The organism is Asticcacaulis sp. AND118 (assembly GCF_020535245.1).
Lineage (GTDB): Bacteria > Pseudomonadota > Alphaproteobacteria > Caulobacterales > Caulobacteraceae > Asticcacaulis.
Map to the genome: position 1 here is coordinate 1,058,656 of NZ_CP084910.1, position 18,799 is coordinate 1,077,454.

The following is an 18,799-nucleotide window of genomic DNA, read 5'->3' on the forward strand; positions in this document are numbered from 1 at the left end:
CGCGCCCGTCATTTGTCACGAATTGGCGATTGCGCTTTCCTTAATTATGGTTAACGGTGTTCTCCGGCTGTTTGATTTCTTATAAAAATTTTCCGTGAACTGTTCGGGGTGGGGGCATGCTGCTGCCGGAGTCCATAGACGTCGCCGCGGGGCTGGTGTTCATCTACCTTCTGATGAGCGTGCTGGCGACGACGGCGCGCGAAGCTCTGGAAGGCTTCTGCAAGAGCCGTGCGCGCAATCTGGAGCGCGGCCTGATCGAGCTTCTGTGCAACCTGCCCAACGGGCACAAGCTGCGCTTCGACCCCAAGTCCGGCGAAAAGCTGCACGGCTTTGAATTTCTCGAAGGTTTTTATAACCACCCGCTGATCATGACGCTGTATCGCGGCCACTATAAGCCGCCGCCGCGCCGCCGTTTCTTCGAGGGACGCAAGCTGCCGTCCTATATTCCGGCGGAGCATTTCGCCTTCGTCGTGCTCGACATGATCGGGGAAAAGGGCGGGCAGGTGCAGGCCGGTCGTCTCGACCCGCAGGCCGTGCTCGACGCGACGAACAATCTCAACAATCCGCGTCTGGCCAAGGTGGTGCAACTGGCGGTCAATACCGCCGACGGCGACATGAACAAGGCGCGCACCTTCCTTGAACAATGGTTCAACGCCACCATGGACCGCGTGTCGGGCTGGTATCGCCACGAGACCCAGACCGTCATCTTCTGGTTCAGCCTGGTGGCTTGCGTCATCATGAACGTCAACACCGTGGTCATCGCCGATACGCTCTACCGTTCGCCCAGCCTGCGCAAGGCGGTCGAGGCTTCGGCCCAGCAATATTATACCGATACGGCGGTCAAGGGCGTGGAGACGACGGCCAGCCTCGACAATCCGCTGAGCCGTCTGGGCCTGCCGCTGGGGTGGAACGCCACCACCATGGAAAGCATGCAGCACCTGTTCCGCTTCTGCGGCAACGACACGCCGCTGCACGACAACCGCAAATGTCCGCCCAGCAAGGAACCGAGCACGCCTGCCCCCGATTTCCGCGCCGATCGTCCGGATCAGTGGTGGAACAATACGCAACTGGCCGTGGGGCGGATGGGTGAGATCGTCTCCAACGCCTATTACGGCACGCCGACGCTCGGTGATAATGCCCTGTTCAACCTGCTGCCCCTGCTGGCGCTGATTTCGGGCTGGGTCATGACCGCCTTCGCCGTGACGCTGGGCGCGCCCTTCTGGTTCGACATTCTCAGCAAGCTGATGACGGTGCGCTCGACCTTCAAGGGCGGGGCGCCGCCGCCGGGATCGAATTTCACGCCGCTCCAGCCCAATCCGGATGAAGAACGGATGCGGGTCATCACCCTGCCGGCGTCGTCCGCCATCACCACGGCAGCGTCCCCGGCATTGGCCGCACCCGTTCCGGTGCTGGTTTCGGAAGCCGATGACGCCTTGCCCGATCCGTCGCTGCGGCCGAGGGATTACTGATGATCACGCCGCAAACGCTGAAGGCGCTGTCGCCGCAGGCCAACGCCCTGCGCGTCGAGGTCTACGCCCCGGCGCTGGAGGCGGCGCGCGTCGAGTACGGCATCGATACGCCGCGGCGGCTGGCGCACTTCATGGCGCAACTGGCGCATGAATGCGACAACTTCCGGGCGCTGGTCGAAAACCTGAACTACAGCGCGCAGGGCCTGTACAAGACCTTCCCCAAGCGCGTCGGCTCGCTGGAAAACGCACAGCGGCTGGTTTCCGAAGGCAAGGCCGCCATCGCCGAAGCCATCTACGGCAACCGCCCGGAACTGGGGAATGTCGAGCCGGGCGATGGCTTCCGCTATATCGGGCGCGGCTTCATCATGATCACCGGGCGGGCCAACTATACCCGCTACGGCGAACTGACCGGCTTGCCTCTGGCGGCCGAACCGCAGAAGCTGGAAGAGGCGGAAACCGCCGCCCGCGCCTCGGCGGCCTTCTGGCGCGCCAGGAACCTCAATGCCCTGGCCGATGCCGACGACCTGACCGGCATCACGCGCATCATCAACGGCGGCACCAACGGGCTCGATCACCGTAAGGCGCTGTATGAGCGCGCGAAACAGGTGTGGCCCGAGCCCGTCGCGCCGCCCAGCTTCCCCGGCCATACGCCGCTGAGCAAATATTTCACGCTTGAGGAACTGACCCAGTCGGACACCGCCGAGCGCGCCGGCATCGACAACACGCCGACGCCTGAGCATCTGGCGCATCTCACCGACACGGCGCAGCGCATGGACAAGGTGCGCGAACTGCTGGGGCAGCCGGTGATCGTGCGCAGCGGCTACCGCAGCGCGGCGCTGAATGCGAAGATCGGCGGCTCGAAGACCAGCGCCCACATGACCGGCCGTGCGGTCGATTTCGTCTCTCAGCGTTTCGGCACGCCGCTGGATATCTGCCGTAAGATCATGGCCAGTGACATCGTCTTCGATCAATTGATCTATGAGGGGACGTGGGTGCATATCGGCTTTTCCGATACGCCGCGTCGTCAGGCTCTGCGCGCCGACTTCACCCAGACGCCGACGGCCTATCTGCCGCTGGTTCTTTAATCTTAAAAAGAACCTCCCCTGATTTGGCTTCGCCGAACTGGCGTTTCAGGGGAGGTGGATTTTGTCTGAAGACAAAAAGACGGTGGGTTTATAAGCCACCGTCTCCTGAGATTTTACAAAACGCCGAGCATCTGGGCCACCAGCGGGTGACGCACGATGTCCTTGTCCTTGAGTTGAACCACCGCGACGGTGTCCAGCGCCTCGAACCTGGCGCCGACATCGGCCAGACCCGACAGGCCCGGCAGCAGGTCCGACTGGTTCGGGTCGCCGGTGACGATCATGGTCGAGTTCCAGCCCAGACGCGTCAGCAGCATTTTGAGCTGCGTATAGGTGCAGTTTTGGGCTTCGTCGATCACCACGAAAGCGTTGTTGAGCGTGCGGCCGCGCATATAGCCGACCGGGGCGATCTCGATCAGGCCTTCCTGCATCAGCGCCTTGACGCGCTTCATGCTCAGGCGGTCGGTCAGGGCGTCATAGAGGGGGCGCAGATAGGGGGCGAGCTTGTCTTCCATATCGCCGGGCAGGAAGCCGATCGATTCCCCGGCTTCGACGGCCGGGCGTGACAGGACGATGCGTCCGACCTTGCCGGCCTCCAGCGCCTCGACGGCCTTGGCGATGGCCAGATAGGTCTTGCCGGTGCCCGCAGGTCCCAGCGCCAGAACGAGATTCTTTTCGTCGATGGCCGTCAGCAGTTGCGCCTGGCCTTCGGACTTGGCCTTGATGGTCTTGACGTAGCTCTGGTCGCGCTCCTCGTTGGCCGGAGCCACCGGTGACCAGCTCCCGTGATGCACGGAAATGCGGCGCACTTTTGTGTCGCGGGCATATTCTTCGGCATCGAGGGTACCTTCGCGCAGAAAACGCTTGGTGGAACGCTTGGTCATGACAGCCTCCTTAAAAAGAGCGAAAGCCGGAACGCAGTGCGGGCGTCCGGTCAGTACGCGGCAGCAACAACGGGATTTGAGGCATAAAAAAAGACGAAACCGTGTAAGGGTTCGTCTTCGCGTATGCGTCAGGGGAGGAGAAACGGGCGCGTCCGGGTGTGTCGCATCCTTCGGGCCGCACCGCCGGGGGCGGGGGGACAATTTCGGGTGCGAACACGTACCTGAGAGCCACTGGGAACCTCTTGAAAGGTAACGGGCCGGATTGCGCCGGGTCCTTTTGGGGGCTCTGATGATTCCCCCTCAGGAACACTAACAGATTCCGGCACAATGCTTACCGAGTTCTTAAAATGGTTGTGGAAAACTTTTGTGCGGTCGCGAAATGGGAGAAATGCCGACGCGGCTGCGAAGATCTTGCCACATCCCCGATGGAGCGCTCATAAGCATAAGGAAACAATGAGAGGGAGCGGCCCCTGATGACACTTTTCGCTCTGGACGGCGTGACGCCTGAAATAGCCGGAACCGCGTGGATCGCTCCGTCGGCGACGGTCATCGGTAATGTGCGCTTGGGGGTGGAGGCCAGCGTGTGGTTCAACGCCGTGCTGCGCGCCGATAACGAGCCGATGAGCATAGGCGCCCGGACCAATATTCAGGACGGCTCGGTGCTGCATTCCGACCCCGGTTCGCCGCTGACGACAGGCGAAGGGGTGACGATCGGGCATAAGGTCATGCTGCACGGCTGTACGGTCGGCGACAACAGCCTGATCGGTATCAATGCCGTGGTGCTCAACCGCGCGGTGATCGGCAAGAACAGCATCGTCGGGGCGGGGGCGCTTGTCCCCGAAGGCAAGGTCTTCCCGGACGGTGTGCTGCTGATCGGTTCACCGGCGCGGGTGGCGCGCGAACTGACCGAGGAACAGATCGAACGGCTCAGGCTGTCGGCGGCGCATTATGTGTGGAATGCGCAAAGGTTTGCGAAAGGGCTGACCCCGCTCTGATCACGCTCTGGTGTATAGCCGAATCCGGCCTTGATTCTGTGCGCTGATGCGGTATCGCGATATCGGGGGGGAGCGATCATGACGCACAGACGCGGATGGGGAGTATGGGCGGCACCTGCTTTGGCCTGGGGCCTGATCGCCACGGGGGTGCCCGTCCGGGCGCAGCAGGCCCCTGAATCTGGAGCCGCCCCCGTGGAAGCGCCGGCGGGCAAGTCTTCGGAACAAGCCGAAAAGATCGAGGAAATCACCGTTACGGCCAGCAAGGCGTCGGGCACGCGCATCGACCGGCGCGTCTACGACATCAGGACGGACCCTCAGGCGATCACCGGACAACTGGGCGACGTGCTGGCCAAGGTGCCTTCGGTCGTGGTGACGCCGGACGATAAGGTCTATCTGCGCGGCGATCCCGGCGTGACCATCTGGGTCGACGGTCGCCCGCCGGCCGAGGGGCGGCAGATCTTGCGCATTCTTTCCGCGTCGGAAATAGAGCGCATCGAGGTCATCACCAACCCTTCGGCGCAGTTCTCCGCCACCACCAGCAAGGGCATCATTAATATCATCACCAAAAAGCCGCGGGGGGCCGTGAAGCGGCGCGGCTCGGTATCGGCGTCGCTTCGGACGCGTGACGGCTATTCGGGCAATGTCAGCTTCGACGATGGCAAGGGGCCGTGGTCGTGGGGTTTCGGCCTGAACGCCAATGGCGGTGATCAGAAGAACCGCTCCGTCTCTGCGCGCGATTATGTGGACGCCAGCGACGCGGTGACCGACCGCTTTCAGGAGGAGAGCTACGCGCTGAGTTCGAACCTGTGGCGCAGCGTCGGCCTGCGCGCCGGTTACAAGCTGGGGCCGCGCAGTTCGCTAAAGCTGCGGATCAAGCAAAGTCAGGCCGGCTGGACCAGCGACCGCCGGACGCAATACGACTCCACCCTCGACGGTCAGACGCGGGAGCATTCTTATGAACCGTGGTTCATGCGCATATGGTCCCATGAACTGAACTATACCTATGCCGACGACAAGGGCGAACGGCTGACGGTGGAGATCAGCGACGAACTCAACAAGAACCGCGACCGCATTCGCTACGCGTTCAGCGGCGCCACGAGCGGCATGAGCGAGGCTCGCGACATTCAGCGCGAGCACGTTCAGGCGCTCAAGAGCGATTACGAAAAGCCGTTGGGGGGCAATAACTGTTCAGTGCGGGCCTGAACTGGCAACGTCAGAATCTGCACATGGCGCGGGGGCTGGACACCGACGTGGCCGGTCAAACCGGCTACGACAGCCGCTTTGCCGGACGCGAAACGACATCCTCGGCCTATGTCACCCTGCAATGGCCGCTGGGGACGTGGACTGCCATGCCGGGCCTGCGCATCGAGGATCGCCGCCGTCAGATCGTCGGTCGCAACGGAGGCGAGACCGAGTGGTTCCCGTCCCTGCACCTCAGCCACCCCTATGGCGAAGCGGGCAAGGTGCGCCTGAGCTATAGCCGCAGGCTCGATCCCATCTCATTGGGGCAGTACGATCCGCAGGTGCTTTATGGCTCGGTAAGCTGGGCGCAGAGCGGCAATCCCGATCTTAAGCTGGTCCTCGTCAATTCGCTGGAGGCCAGCTACGACTGGGAGAAGAAGGACGCCTCCTTCGGGGCCGCCGTCTTCCTGCGCGAGGCCGATAATGCGATTGAAAACGTCACCACCCTGCTGACGGGCGATGTCGTCCTGTCGCGCCCGGTCAATCGCGGGCGCACCCGGTACGGCGGTTTCGACGTGAACTGGCGCTTTCCGCTCAAGGCTCTGCCGGGCAAAGGCCGGTGGAGTCAAAGCGGCAGCGCCAGCTTCAACCGCAGCCGCTCCGAGGCGTTGGAAGCCGGCGGCCGCCGTGACACGACCAACTGGATGCTCAAGCCGATGCTGCAGTATGACGCCCCGAAACGCGCCAAGCTGAGCGGAGACCAGTATCAGCTTTCAGCGACGCTCATGAAGATGGATGGCCTGCAATCGGACACGGGCATGACCTGGACGACGGAGGCCAGTTGGTCGCATCCGCTTAACAAGTCGCTGACCCTGGTGATGACCGCCTCCAATCTGCTGCGCAACCGTGTGACGCGCACAGAAGCGATCACGGCGCGCTATCGCGGTTATGGCGACGCGACCCACTACGATCAGGCGTTCAGGTTGGCGCTGAACTACAAATTCGGAAATTAAGCGCCGCGAAACCGATTGCGCGGCAGGCGAGGGCTTGAACAATAGCCGGACTGCTCCAATGTCATCGGGAAGACTATCTTTCTAAAGGAGAAAATCCATGTCCGCCCTCCAATGTCCCGTCTGCCGGAACGACTTCCGTGAGGTTTTGAAGGAGGGCATCCTGATCGACGTCTGCACCCAGTGCCGGGGCGTGTGGCTCGACCGGGGCGAACTGGAAAAGCTCCTGTCTCTGGCCGCCGGTGGGACGACGCCTCAGCCTGCACCGCAGCCGGCACAATATACGCCGCCGCAGCCGCAGCCCCAGTATCAACAACCCCACCAACCCCAGTATCAGCAACCCTATCCGCAGCAGCCCTACCACCAGCAGCGACCGCCTCAGACGGACAAGTACGGAAGGCCTGTGGAGTACGATAAATACGGTCGCAAGATCGAGTACGACAAGTACGGCAATCGAAAGAAGAAAAAGGGCTTCGATATGCTCGATATTTTCGACTTCGATTAAGGAATGAAAGACGCGGGGTCGCAGACCCCGCACCCCCAAACCATGAGCACGTAAAAAGGCCGGAGTATAAAGCTCCGGCCTTTCCTTTTGCGCCAAGTGATGGGGTGTGGGGCCTGTGGCCCCGCAAAACTAAACCCTTACAGCCGCTTCTATAATCGCCTTGTTGGCCAGCCCGTCGGCGCGTTCGTTCATCTCATGGCCGGCGTGGCCCTTGACCCAGTGCCAGTGGATCTTGTGCCGCTGACGGGCCGCATCGAGGCGCATCCACAGGTCGTCATTCTTCACCGGCTTCTTGTCGGCGGTCTTCCAGCCGCGCGCCTTCCAGCCGTGAATCCACTCCTTGATGCCTTTGAGGACGTACTGGCTGTCGGCGTGCAGGTCGATTTCGCACGGCTCTTTCAGCGTCTCCAGCGCCATGATGACGGCCATCAACTCCATGCGGTTATTGGTCGTCTCCGCCTCGTAGCCGTAGAGTTCCTTTTCGTGCGGCCCGAAGGTGAGGATCGCGCCCCAGCCGCCCTTGCCGGGATTACCCTTGCAGGCCCCGTCGGTATAGATGGTCACCTTTTTCATGTCAGGCGGACGCTTCCGTCAGGACGCGCGGCAGCTTGAAGGTCACGGTTTCGCGTACGCCGTTGTCCTCGCTCATCGACACGTCGAAACGGTCGTGGATGGCCTTGATAAGGCCCTCGATCAGGTTCTCTGGGGCGGATGCGCCGGCAGAGACGCCGACCGTCTTCGCGCCGTCGAACCAAGTCCAGTCGACTTCGGAGGCATCGTCAACGAGGTGCGCAGCCTGAGCCCCGGCGCGCAGGGCGACCTCGACCAGACGCTGAGAATTGGAGGATTTCTTCGAGCCGATGACGAGGAACAGGTCGCAGTCTTCGGCCACGCGCTTCACCGCGTCCTGACGGTTGGTCGTGGCGTAGCAGATGTCTTCCTTGTGCGGCAGGGAGATGTCGGGGAAGCGCGACTTCAGTTCCGCGACGATGTCGGCGGTGTCGTCCACGGACAGGGTGGTCTGGGTGACGAAGGCGAGGTTTTTCGGGTCGACGGGGACGAAGGCGCGGACGTCCTCGACCGTTTCGATCAGCTTGACCACGCCATCGGGCAACTGTCCCATGGTGCCGATGACTTCGGGGTGACCGGCGTGACCGATCAGCAGGATTTCGCGGCCGGCATCGTGGTGGCGTTCGGCCTCGACATGGACCTTTGAGACCAGCGGGCAGGTGGCGTCGAGGAAGAACATCTGACGCGAGGTGGCTTCGGCCGGCACCGACTTCGGCACGCCGTGGGCGGAAAAGACCACCGGGCGGTCCGGCGGGCACTGCTCCAGTTCCTTGACGAACACGGCACCCAGCCCCTTGAGTCGATCGACCACGTGCTTGTTATGCACGATCTCGTGGCGCACATAGACCGGCGCGCCATAGAGTTCGAGGGCGCGTTCAACGATCTGGATGGCGCGGTCGACCCCGGCGCAGAAACCGCGCGGCGTCGCCAGTTTTAGGGTAAGAGCCTTGGACATGCGCGTTAGATAAGCGTTTTCGCGGCGGCGCGCCATATGCATTGTGCGTCATGCACAATACGCGTTCGCCATGAAGTCGCCCACATCCCTGATTAGGCCTTTGAAAATCGTGGACGAGACGCTACTAAGTGGGGGCGCTTCGCCGCGCCCTTTCGACTTTTCAAGCTCAAGAGACCTTCATGTCTTCCAAACTGCGTGCGCTTCTGTTCGGCCTGTCGATGGCCGGTGTCGCTTCGGCGGCGATTCTGCCTGATCTGGCGGCGGCGCAGAACCGCGATCGCGACCGCGAGCAGTCCGAGGACGATGCCGGCAAGCGCGCCAAGAAGGAAGAAGAGTGGGAACAGAAGGACCTGCGTCTGGCCAAGCGCCGCGCCGACGGTCCGTGCCCCTACGTGAAGGTGCTTTACGAAGCCGCCCGCTACCATGAGTTTGCGGACAACAAGGAAGCCTCGTCCGACGCCAAGTGGACGGGTCAGATCAACGGCGTGGCCTCCGATTGCGCCTATAAGGGCGACGAGCCGATCGAGATTGCCATGATCGTCGGCTTCTCGCTGGGCAAGGGCCCCAAGGCGGGCGCCGATTCCAACACCTACCGCTACTGGGTGGCGGTGACCGACCGCGACAAGGCCGTGCTGGCCAAGGAATATTTCGACCTGCCAGTCAACTTCAACGGCAAGCAGACGGTCGATGTCGCCACGCGCATCGAAAATATCGTCATCCCGCGCGCCGGGTCTTCGGTGGCCGGTTCGAATTTCGAAGTCCTGATCGGCTTCGACGTCACGCCGCAGATGGTCGACTTCAACCGTCAGGGCAAGCGTTTCCGCTTCGCCAAGGTGAAGTAGGGCATTCCCTTCTGTGGATCGCGCTTCGGGGAAAATAAAACTGTCACCCGAAAGATACTGACAAACGCCGAAACATGCGCTTTAGTGTTAGCAGAGGGTTAACGCTTGCGTTGTTTTGGGGTCGATGTCGCAGCCAGATAAAGCCAAAAATGGCACGGCACCGAGCGGGGCAGGTGGTTTCAGGCTACCCTTCTTCCGTAAGCGCGCGGCCATATATTATGACGGCTTCAACCTCTATCACGCGGTTGACGCCTATAAGCGTCCCTATCTGAAATGGCTTGATCTCAAGGCCTTGGCCTGGGCCATCACGCCGGATAATGAGGTGGTGAAGCGCGTCGTCTGGTGCTCGGCCTTCCGTCCGCAAAACAAGTCCAAGATGAAGCGCCACGAGGACTATATGCGTGCGCTTCAGGCTCGCGGCGTCCTGTGCCGCATCGGGCATTTCGTTTCCGCCATCGACGGGTGCAATGCCTGCGGTCACCAGTGGCATCTGGCCATCGAAAAGCAGGGCGATGTCAATCTGGCCCTGTCGATTGCGTCCGATGCCGAGGATAACCTGTTCGACGTCTGCTACCTCGTCTCCGCCGACGGGGACCATGCGGCCACGGCGCGCTATCTGAAAGAGCGCTTCCCGAAAAAGGAACTGGTGCTGGTCTGCCCGCCGGGACGCTATCCCAACAAGCACATCCTCAAATTCGCCGACCGCGTGGTCGAAATCGGGCGCGAGCATCTTGAGGCTTCGCTGCTGCCTCAGATGACCAAGTACCGTTCGCGCCTTCTGGGGCCGTCGTCGACGGTCGAGCGTCCGGAGGCCTACGACCCGCCGGAACTGCGCGAAAAAGGCCACCTCAAGGTCGTGGTCAATAACGCCTAGAATGGTTGCGGCGATAAAAGCGCGCCAGCACGAAAGCGCCGAACATCAGCGCGCTGAGAAAAATCACCAGAAAAGCCAGCGTGTCGATGGCGACCTTGCCCTGTGCGCTGCCCTGAAAGACGTCGCGGATTTCGAGGCTGAGGGCGGCGGGCGGATGAGAGGGAGTCGGCGAAGGGGTCATGTGCAGAGTCCTTGAGAAGCGTGTGCCTTTAGTTTAGGCACGCGTCGCCTCAGCGGGGACAGGTTGCAGCCCCGGCGTGTGCTTACTTCTGGCGCTCTCCAGACGCTTCATTACTTTTCGAGGGCGGGGCCCTTCTGCCTGCCTCTTGACTCTTAACGCGCCGTCACGCACAAGCGAGGCGACCCACGGGAGAGAGCGTGACTCGTTCACGCCGCCGAAGGCGCAACCGCCCCGGAAACGCTCAGGCCAAAGGACCGTCGGTCATTCTACACGCTGGAAAGTGATGTTTTGAACATCCGCCGACGGAGCAAAGCGGGCGACCGCTGAAATCTCTCAGGTCTCAGGGACAGCGGGGGCAGACTTTTTGTAAAAAGCTCTGCGATTCCGCACGTTTACTGATCCGAGGCCGTTTATGCCCAGCGCCGCTCTGAAATCCACGCCTGTCGAAGATCGCCACGTTGCCCTTGGGGCGCGCATGGTGCCGTTCGCCGGCTACAACATGCCCGTTCAGTACGAAGGCGTGATGGCTGAGCACAAATGGACCCGTGCCGAAGCCGGTCTGTTCGACGTGTCGCACATGGGTCAGGCGCGCCTGACCGGGGAGGGCGCGGTCGAAACGCTGGAGGCCCTGACGCCGACCGATTTCGCGGCGCTCAAGCCCGGCAAGCAGAAATATTCGCTGCTGCTCAACGAAGCCGGCGGCATCCTCGACGACTGGATGGTGTCGCGTCCGCAAGCGTCGGGTTTCTTCCTGGTGGTCAATGCCGCCTGCAAGGATCAGGACTTCGCCATCATCGCCGACAACCTCAAAGGCGATACGCAATTCGAAATCCTCGCCGACCGCGCGCTGCTGGCGCTGCAGGGGCCGCGCGCTCGCGAGGTGATGGCGCAGGTCTGTCCCGCCGCCTGCGAAATGTATTTCATGGACTGCGGCACGTTCGGCATTCTGGGCGAAACGGCCTTTATCTCGCGTTCGGGCTATACCGGCGAGGACGGGTTCGAGATCAGCTTCCCCGCCGCCCGCGCCGCCGAACTGTGGGATCTGCTGCTGACCTTCCCTCAGGTCAAGCCGATCGGTCTGGGGGCGCGCGACAGCCTGCGCCTCGAAGCCGGTATGCCGCTTTACGGGCACGAGATGGACGAGACCTATGGCGTGGTCGAGTCGGGTCTGAGCTTCGGCATGTCGAAGTCGCGTCTGGAGCGCGGCGACATCCGCGGCATGGATCGCATCCGGTCCGAGCGCGAAAACCCGCAGCGCAGCCGCGTGGCTATCCGTGTCCTCGAAGGTCCGCCCGCGCGCGATGGCGCCAAAATCCTGAGCGCCGACGGTGAGCCTATCGGCATCGTCACGTCAGGCGTGCCGTCGCCGTCGCTCGGCTATTCGATCGCCATGGGCTACGTCCCCGCGACTCAGTCGGCCCCCGGCACTAAATTGAAACTGGAAGTGCGCGGCAAGCCCTATGCCTGCGAGATCGTCACTATTCCCTTCGTTCCCAATGCCTATCACCGCAAACCCAAGGCTTAAAAAGAGGTCGTCATCATGAAATTCACCAAGGAACACGAGTGGGTCAAGGATCAGGGCGACGGCACCGCCTTCGTCGGCATCTCGGCCTATGCGGCCGACGCGCTGGGCGATGTGGTCTTCGTCGAAGTCCCGGAAGCGGGCAAGGTGCTGACCAAGGGCGACGCCTTTGCGGTGGTCGAGTCGGTGAAGGCGGCGTCGGACGTCTATGCGCCGGTCGACGGCGAAGTGGTCGAAGGCAATGAAGAACTGACCAACGCGCCCGAAACGGTCAACGCCGTGCCGGAGGCCGGCGGCTGGTTTGCGAAAATCAAGCTGACCAATCCGTCGCAACTCGACGCGCTGATGGATCGCGAAGCCTACGAAGCCTATCTGGCGACGTTGTAATCCGTGTCCCTCTCCCTTGAGGGAGAGGGTGCCCCGTCAGGGGCGGGTGAGGGGGATGCCCTCGCCATTTAGTGACTCCCCCTCACCCCGACCCTCTCCCTCAAGGGAGAGGGGGCAAGAGTAGTTCCCATGTCCAAGTCCAATCAGCCCGTCGAACAGGGCGCCTTTGTCCGTCGTCACATCGGTCCGTCTGAACCTGAAATCTCCGCCATGCTGGCGGCATTGAATGTGTCGGACATCGATGCCCTGATCGATCAGACCATCCCCGTCGCCATCCGCGAGCGCTCGCCCATGGGCGTCGGCGAGGCGATGGACGAGGAGGCGGTGCTGGCGCATCTGCGTGGAATAGCCTCTGAGAACAAGTCCTTCATCTCGCTGATCGGGCAGGGCTATTACGGCACCCTGCTGCCGGGCGTCATCCAACGCAACATCCTCGAAAACCCCGCCTGGTACACGGCCTATACGCCGTATCAGCCGGAAATCAGCCAGGGCCGTCTCGAAGCCCTGCTGAATTTCCAGACGCTCCTTTGCGACCTCACCGGGCTGGACGTGGCCAATGCTTCGCTGCTCGATGAGGCGACCGCCGCCGCCGAAGCCATGGCGCTGGCCCGTCGCTCGTCCAGGGTCAAGGCCGATCGCTTCTTCGTCGACGCCGACTGCCACCCGCAGACGCTCGCCGTCATCCGCACCCGCGCCGAGCCGCTGGGCTGGGAGATCGTCGTCGGCAATCCGGAAACCGATGTCGACGCCGAGGTCTTCGGCATCCTGCTGCAATATCCGGGTACGTCGGGCGAGGTGCGCGATTTCCGTCAGGCGATCACCGCGGCCAAGGCCAATGGCGCGGTCGTCTCCATGGCCGCCGATCCGCTGGCCCTGACGCTGCTGACCTCGCCCGGTGAACTGGGCGCGGACATCGCCATCGGCTCCATGCAGCGCTACGGCGTGCCCATGGGCTACGGCGGTCCGCATGCCGCCTATATGGCCGTGAAAGACGCCCTGAAGCGTTCCATGCCGGGCCGTCTGATCGGCGTCTCGGTCGACAGCCGCGGCGAGCCGGCCTACCGTCTGGCGCTTCAAACGCGCGAGCAGCATATCCGCCGCGAAAAGGCGACCTCTAACATCTGTACCGCTCAGGTGCTCCTGGCGGTCATCGCCTCCATGTACGCCGTCTATCACGGTCCGGAGGGCCTGAAGGCTATCGCTTCGGCCATCCATGCCAAGACCGATAGGCTGGCGGCGCGTCTGCGCGGCCTCGGTTTTAACGTCGTGACCAAAGCCGCCTTCGACACCCTCACCGTGAAAACCGGTGCGGACACTGCCGCCATCCATGCCCGCGCCGTGGCCGACGGCATCAACTTCCGCCACGTCGATGACGCCCATATCGGCGTGTCGCTGGACGAAGCCGTCACCCCCGCCGTGCTGGAGCGCGTCATCGCGGCCTTTGCCGCCGGCAAGGACGACGCGGCGGGTGAGGGCGTGGCCATCCCGGAGAATCTGCGTCGTTCAGACGCCATCCTGACCCACCCGGTCTTCCATCTCTACCGTTCGGAAACCGAGATGCTGCGCTATATGCGCCGCCTGTCGGACAAGGATCTGGCGCTGGACCGCACCATGATCCCGCTGGGTTCGTGCACCATGAAGCTCAATGCCACGACCGAGATGATCCCCATTACGTGGCCGGAATTCTCGAACATGCACCCCTTCGCGCCGAAGGATCAGGCCAGGGGCTATCAGCGCCTGTTCGACACGCTCGAAGCCTATCTGTGCGGTATTTCGGGCTATGATGCCGTGTCGCTGCAACCCAATTCGGGCGCGCAGGGCGAATATGCCGGCCTGTTGGCTATCCGGGGTTACCACCTGTCGCGCGGTGACGCGCACCGCGACATCTGCCTGATCCCGGCCTCGGCGCACGGCACCAACCCGGCTTCGGCCCAGATGGTCGGTATGAAGACGGTGGTGGTCGCCTGCGACGACGCCGGCAATGTCGACATGGCCGATCTGAAGCTCAAGGTCGATCAGCACGCCGCCAATCTGGCGGCCATCATGATCACCTATCCCTCGACCCACGGCGTGTTCGAGGAAGCGATCAAGGACATCTGCGACCTTATCCATGCGGCGGGGGGGCAGGTTTACCTCGACGGCGCCAACCTCAATGCCCAGGTCGGCCTGTCGCGTCCGGGGCACTACGGTTCGGACGTCAGCCACTTCAACCTGCACAAGACCTTCTGCATCCCGCACGGCGGGGGCGGTCCCGGCATGGGCCCGATCGGCGTCAAAAAGCATCTGGCTCCCTTCCTGCCGTCCGACCCGCAGACGGGCGAGGCGGGGGCCGTGTCGGCCGCGCCCTACGGTTCGGCTTCGATCCTGCCTATCTCGTTCGCCTACATGCTGCTGATGGGCGATCAGGGCCTGCGTAAGGCGACCGAGGTGGCCATCCTCAACGCCAACTACATCGCCGCGCGCCTCGAAGGCCACTACCCGGTGCTCTATCGCGGCGAAAAGGGCCGCGTGGCGCACGAATGCATCATCGACCTGCGCCTCATCAAGGACGCTACCGGCATCACCGTGGACGACGTGGCCAAGCGCCTGATCGACCACGGTTTCCACGCCCCGACCATGAGCTTCCCGGTGCCGGGCACGCTGATGATCGAGCCGACGGAATCCGAAGCCAAGATGGAACTGGATCGCTTCTGCGACGCCATGATCGACATCAGGCGCGAGATCGACGACGTGGCCAATGGCCGCTTCACGGCGGAACAGAGCCCGCTGCGTCACGCGCCGCACACGGTCTTCGACTTGGCTTCCGACACCTGGGACCGCGCCTACAGCCGTCAGGAGGCCTGCTTCCCGACCAAAGGCGCGATGGTCAACAAGTACTGGTCGCCGGTCAACCGAATCGACAATGTGTATGGCGACCGCAATCTGGTCTGCGCCTGCCCGCCGATCGAGAGCTATATGGACGAGGCGGCGGAGTAATCCACGCTAAAGTCACACAGCGTTGTGTGATGGACACAGTGTGAAAACCCAAGGGCGGCAACCGTTTGCATTCCGGTTGCCGCCCTTGTCATATATGCGTCGCGCAAATATCAAAAAAACGCGATTGTTACGGGCCGGACGCACTTCTAGGCAAGGCAACCTTAAACGTTTCACATGGGGTTGTTCCAATGTCCAAGCTGATGGCCGCCAAGTCCGGCCCGCTGCTTTCCACCGCGCTCGGCGTGCTGTCTCTGGCCTGCGCCGCGAATGCGCAAACCACCGAGACCGTCGCCGATACCGAAGAAGTCATCGTCACGGCGCAGCGCCGCTCGGAAAACATCCAGCGCGTGCCGATCTCGGTGGCGGCGCTGAACGGCGACGCCGTGCGCAACCTGCAAACCGCCGGTGAGGATGTGCTGGCGCTTTCGGGCCGCGTGCCGGGCCTGTACGCCGAAACCACCACGGGCCGCATCTTCCCGCGCTTCTATATCCGCGGCCTCGGCAATGTCGACTTCTACCTCGGCGCTTCGCAGCCCGTCTCGATCATTCAGGACGAGGTCGTGCTGGAGCACGTGGTGCTGAAATCGACCCCGGTGTTCGACCTGCAACAGGTCGAAGTCCTACGCGGTCCGCAGGGCTCGCTGTTCGGCCGCAACACCACGGCCGGCATCATCAAGTTCGACACGATCAAGCCGTCGGAAGACTATAAGGGCCGTCTGTCGGCCTCCTACGGCACCTACGGCACGACGACGCTCGACGCCGGCATCGGTGGCGCGCTGTTCCCCGGCAAGCTGTCCTTCCGCCTGTCGGCCCTGCTGCAAAGCCGCGACCACTGGGTGGACAACACCTATAGCGGCGTGAGCGCCGACTCGACCCAGTCGCCGAAGACAGACGCCATGGGCGGCTACGAAGACGGCAATGTCCGCCTGCAACTGCTGTACACCCCGACTGAAGACCTCTCGATCCTCGCCTCGGCCCATTCGCGCAACTACAAGGGCACCTCGACCCTGTTCCGCCGCAACAGCCTGAAGAAGGGCTCTAACGATGTCGCGGGCGAATGGGATCAGGTCGCCTATGACGAAGCCCAGAACAACCCGCAGGCCTATCACACCTCCGGCGCCTCGGTGAAGGTCGACTACGACTTCGGCGGCGTCAAGCTGACCTCGATCAGCGCCTATGAGACCGCCAACGGCTACAGCCGCGGCGATACCGACGGCGGCAACGTCACGCAGGACACCCTGGCCTTCTACGGTCAGAGCATGGGCAAGCTGAACGACCTCGACCAGTATACGCAGGAACTGCGCCTGGCCAGCGACACAGACGGCAACCTGTCGTGGCAGGTCGGCGGCTACTATTTCAAATCGGAAGACCTGACCAACTTCTATCAGCGCGCCTATTTCACCGGCGCCAACCCGAACAACTGGGTGGCGCTTCGCAACAAGAACACCTCCTCGGCCCTCTTCGGTCAGGTCGCCTATAAGGTGACCCCCGCCCTGACGATCACCGCCGGCGTGCGTCAGACCGAGGACAAGAAGACCACCAACCTGCTCAAGACCGCCGATACGGCGGCTGGCGCGGTGACCTATACGGGCCGCCGCAACGTCACCCTGACCGGCAAGGAACCGAGCTGGGATCTGAGCGCGCTGTATGAGGTCAGCCCGGATGTCAGCCTGTTCGCCCGCGTCGCGCGCGGCTTCCGCGGCCCGACGATTCAGGGCCGGTCGGCGGTGTTCAACGCCGACTTCACCACAGCGGATTCGGAAACCACCACCTCCTATGAAACCGGCATCAAGAGCCGCCTGTTCGACCGCACCCTGCGCCTCAACGCCTCGGTGTTCGGCTATCAGGTCAGCGACATCCAGCTCAACGGCAACGACTCGAACGGCAACGGCGTCCTGTTCAACGCCGACAAAGCCGAAGCCTACGGGCTTGAGGCCGAGGCCGAATGGCGTCCGACCGCCAACCTGACCCTGACCGGCGGCGTCAGCCTGCTGCACAGCGAGATCAAGGACAAGAAGGTCTATGCGCAGGTCTGCACGCTCAACACCGTGCCGGCCAACCCGACCAATACGGTCGTCTGCACCGTGCAGGACCCGACCATCACGGTCGGCCGCAACACCTTCGCCCAGATCGACGGCAATCCGCTGCCCAACGCACCGGAATACACCGTCAATCTCGGTGCGCGCTACGGTATCCCCTACGGCGTCAATGGGGAGTTGTTCGCCGCGACGGACTGGGTATTCCAGGGCTATACCAATTTCGTCCTGTACAAGACGGCGGAATTCTATTCCGACAACACCTTCGAAGGCGGTCTTAAGCTGGGCTATGTCAATCACAAGGGCGGCTACGAAGTGGCGCTCTATGGTCGTAACATCACCAATGAGAAGAACCTCAAGGGCGTGATCGAAAACTACATGGCCGCCGTGCTGAACGAGCCGCGCGTCGTCGGCATCGCCGTCAGCGTCAAGGTGCAGTAGAGCCAAGGCGCAGGCGTCGGGGCAAATCCTCCGGGTACGGAAAAGGCGGTCCTCAGGGGCCGCCTTTTTCATGCGCAGGTCCCGAAAACCGTGTCGAGAAAAGCACAATCGCCACCGCAATCACGGCCCGTATCGTTCGTTTACGCAAAGTGAGGAGGATTAAGGCGAAAGGGCCCCATTTTGGACCTTAGTGGCTCTTTATAAACCTCTGTATGATTCCCATATCGCGGTCGTGGCGATAAATATTAGCCTGAACTTACGATCTTATAACCTTGATATGCTAGTCCGGAAGGGCTGCTGCCAGATTTGAACCCTTCGACGGCCTAAACCGTATGAGGGATAACGGAGCCAGAACCATGAGCGGGCCTAAGGGCTTATTCGCAGGACTTTTCAAACCTTCCTCCGGTAAGGTGGCGAAGTCGCGCGCTCTGCTGATCGCTCCGGCTCCCTCGAAAAAGACCAAGACGCGCCGCAAGAGCCGGGTGCGCAGCGGTGCCAGCCGCCTGTGGCGCGGTGTTCTGGTGGGCTTGGGGTCGTTCCTGGTCGTGCTCGGCATCGTTATCGCGCCCCTTCCTGGTCCGATGGGTATGCCGGTATCGATCGCCGGCCTGATCGTCGTTCTGCGCAATTCCTACTGGGCCAAGCGTCAGTTCATCCGCACCTGGCGGCGTCATCCCAAGTGGCTGACCCCTGTGCGCCGCCTGCTGCGTCCGCGCGCCAAGATCCTGTCGATCGTCTGGCATCAGATGCTGCGTACGGAAAAGCTGGTCCTGAAGACCAAGGACCGTATTCTGGGGCCGGTGCGCCGCCGCTTCCTGCGCAAGGCGCGGCGTCACACCTTCCACACGCAATCGGCCAAATAAAAACCTCCCGAATCATCGCTGATGG

General features: G+C 62.5%; 17 protein-coding genes and 1 riboswitch. Of the genes, 13 read left to right on the forward strand and 4 right to left on the reverse strand.

Annotated features, from left to right (window positions below):
• Nucleotides 1–116 precede the first annotated feature (116 nt).
• Entirely contained in the window at nucleotides 117–1,469 is a 1,353-nt protein-coding gene (locus LH365_RS05175) for a hypothetical protein (RefSeq protein ID WP_226745109.1), read from the forward strand.
• The gene (locus tag LH365_RS05180) at nucleotides 1,469–2,554 is read left to right on the forward strand and encodes a D-Ala-D-Ala carboxypeptidase family metallohydrolase (protein WP_226745110.1); all 1,086 of its coding nucleotides are present in this window, start codon (nucleotides 1,469–1,471) and stop codon (nucleotides 2,552–2,554) included. The genes LH365_RS05175 and LH365_RS05180 overlap by 1 nt, the downstream gene beginning before the upstream one ends.
• A 113-nt stretch (nucleotides 2,555–2,667) precedes the next feature.
• On the opposite strand, the gene LH365_RS05185 is transcribed toward LH365_RS05180, so the two are convergent.
• Nucleotides 2,668–3,435 (reverse strand): PhoH family protein, encoded by a 768-nt coding sequence (locus LH365_RS05185; protein ID WP_226745111.1) that lies wholly within the window; start codon nucleotides 3,433–3,435, stop codon nucleotides 2,668–2,670.
• Nucleotides 3,436–3,908: 473 nt separating this feature from the next.
• Between LH365_RS05185 and LH365_RS05190 the strand changes: the two genes are divergently transcribed.
• The 4 genes from LH365_RS05190 to LH365_RS05205 all read left to right on the forward strand — a co-directional run bounded on the left by LH365_RS05190 (nucleotide 3,909) and on the right by LH365_RS05205 (nucleotide 7,127).
• Nucleotides 3,909–4,430 carry a gamma carbonic anhydrase family protein gene (locus LH365_RS05190; protein WP_226745112.1) on the forward strand — a complete coding sequence of 174 codons (522 nt, stop codon included), beginning with the start codon at nucleotides 3,909–3,911 and terminating at the stop codon, nucleotides 4,428–4,430.
• A gap of 78 nt (nucleotides 4,431–4,508) precedes the next feature.
• Entirely contained in the window at nucleotides 4,509–5,633 is a 1,125-nt protein-coding gene (locus tag LH365_RS05195; protein ID WP_226745113.1) for a TonB-dependent receptor plug domain-containing protein, read from the forward strand.
• A gap of 23 nt (nucleotides 5,634–5,656) precedes the next feature.
• Nucleotides 5,657–6,625: a TonB-dependent receptor domain-containing protein gene (locus LH365_RS05200; RefSeq protein WP_255606702.1), complete on the forward strand. Its 969-nt coding sequence runs from the start codon at nucleotides 5,657–5,659 to the stop codon at nucleotides 6,623–6,625.
• 97 nt (nucleotides 6,626–6,722) lie between these two features.
• Nucleotides 6,723–7,127 carry a zf-TFIIB domain-containing protein gene (locus tag LH365_RS05205; RefSeq protein WP_226745114.1) on the forward strand — a complete coding sequence of 135 codons (405 nt, stop codon included), beginning with the start codon at nucleotides 6,723–6,725 and terminating at the stop codon, nucleotides 7,125–7,127.
• A 129-nt stretch (nucleotides 7,128–7,256) separates the two neighbouring features.
• Here LH365_RS05205 and rnhA read toward each other — a convergent pair whose 3' ends face one another.
• Together rnhA and ispH are read right to left on the reverse strand one after the other, a co-directional pair.
• Nucleotides 7,257–7,700 (reverse strand): ribonuclease HI, encoded by a 444-nt coding sequence (gene rnhA, locus LH365_RS05210; RefSeq protein WP_226745115.1) that lies wholly within the window; start codon nucleotides 7,698–7,700, stop codon nucleotides 7,257–7,259.
• Between the two features lies 1 nt (nucleotide 7,701).
• The gene (gene ispH, locus LH365_RS05215; RefSeq protein ID WP_226745116.1) at nucleotides 7,702–8,652 is read right to left on the reverse strand and encodes a 4-hydroxy-3-methylbut-2-enyl diphosphate reductase; all 951 of its coding nucleotides are present in this window, start codon (nucleotides 8,650–8,652) and stop codon (nucleotides 7,702–7,704) included.
• A 179-nt stretch (nucleotides 8,653–8,831) separates the two neighbouring features.
• On the opposite strand from ispH, the gene LH365_RS05220 reads away from it, so the two are divergent.
• Both LH365_RS05220 and LH365_RS05225 read left to right on the forward strand, forming a co-directional pair.
• Nucleotides 8,832–9,494 (forward strand): Tat pathway signal sequence domain protein, encoded by a 663-nt coding sequence (locus LH365_RS05220; protein ID WP_226745117.1) that lies wholly within the window; start codon nucleotides 8,832–8,834, stop codon nucleotides 9,492–9,494.
• 124 nt (nucleotides 9,495–9,618) lie between these two features.
• On the forward strand, nucleotides 9,619–10,368 hold the full coding sequence (locus LH365_RS05225; protein ID WP_226745118.1) for an NYN domain-containing protein: 750 nt from the start codon (nucleotides 9,619–9,621) through the stop codon (nucleotides 10,366–10,368).
• Here the strand turns inward: LH365_RS05225 and LH365_RS05230 are convergent.
• A complete protein-coding gene (locus tag LH365_RS05230; protein ID WP_226745119.1) occupies nucleotides 10,355–10,549 on the reverse strand; it encodes a hypothetical protein in 195 nt (64 codons plus the stop codon). The genes LH365_RS05225 and LH365_RS05230 overlap by 14 nt on opposite strands.
• Before the next feature lie 176 nt (nucleotides 10,550–10,725).
• A riboswitch (glycine riboswitch) is annotated at nucleotides 10,726–10,816 on the forward strand.
• A 145-nt stretch (nucleotides 10,817–10,961) separates the two neighbouring features.
• Between LH365_RS05230 and gcvT the strand changes: the two genes are divergently transcribed.
• From gcvT to LH365_RS05255, 5 genes are all read left to right on the forward strand, one after another.
• Nucleotides 10,962–12,074 carry a glycine cleavage system aminomethyltransferase GcvT gene (gcvT, locus tag LH365_RS05235; RefSeq protein WP_226745120.1) on the forward strand — a complete coding sequence of 371 codons (1,113 nt, stop codon included), beginning with the start codon at nucleotides 10,962–10,964 and terminating at the stop codon, nucleotides 12,072–12,074.
• A gap of 15 nt (nucleotides 12,075–12,089) precedes the next feature.
• On the forward strand, nucleotides 12,090–12,458 hold the full coding sequence (gene gcvH, locus LH365_RS05240; RefSeq protein WP_107874508.1) for a glycine cleavage system protein GcvH: 369 nt from the start codon (nucleotides 12,090–12,092) through the stop codon (nucleotides 12,456–12,458).
• A gap of 129 nt (nucleotides 12,459–12,587) precedes the next feature.
• Nucleotides 12,588–15,434: an aminomethyl-transferring glycine dehydrogenase gene (gene gcvP, locus LH365_RS05245; protein WP_226745121.1), complete on the forward strand. Its 2,847-nt coding sequence runs from the start codon at nucleotides 12,588–12,590 to the stop codon at nucleotides 15,432–15,434.
• A gap of 188 nt (nucleotides 15,435–15,622) precedes the next feature.
• On the forward strand, nucleotides 15,623–17,911 hold the full coding sequence (locus LH365_RS05250) for a TonB-dependent receptor (protein WP_226745122.1): 2,289 nt from the start codon (nucleotides 15,623–15,625) through the stop codon (nucleotides 17,909–17,911).
• Between the two features lie 356 nt (nucleotides 17,912–18,267).
• A complete protein-coding gene (locus tag LH365_RS05255) occupies nucleotides 18,268–18,774 on the forward strand; it encodes a hypothetical protein (RefSeq protein ID WP_226745123.1) in 507 nt (168 codons plus the stop codon).
• The last annotated feature ends 25 nt before the right edge of the window (nucleotides 18,775–18,799 follow it).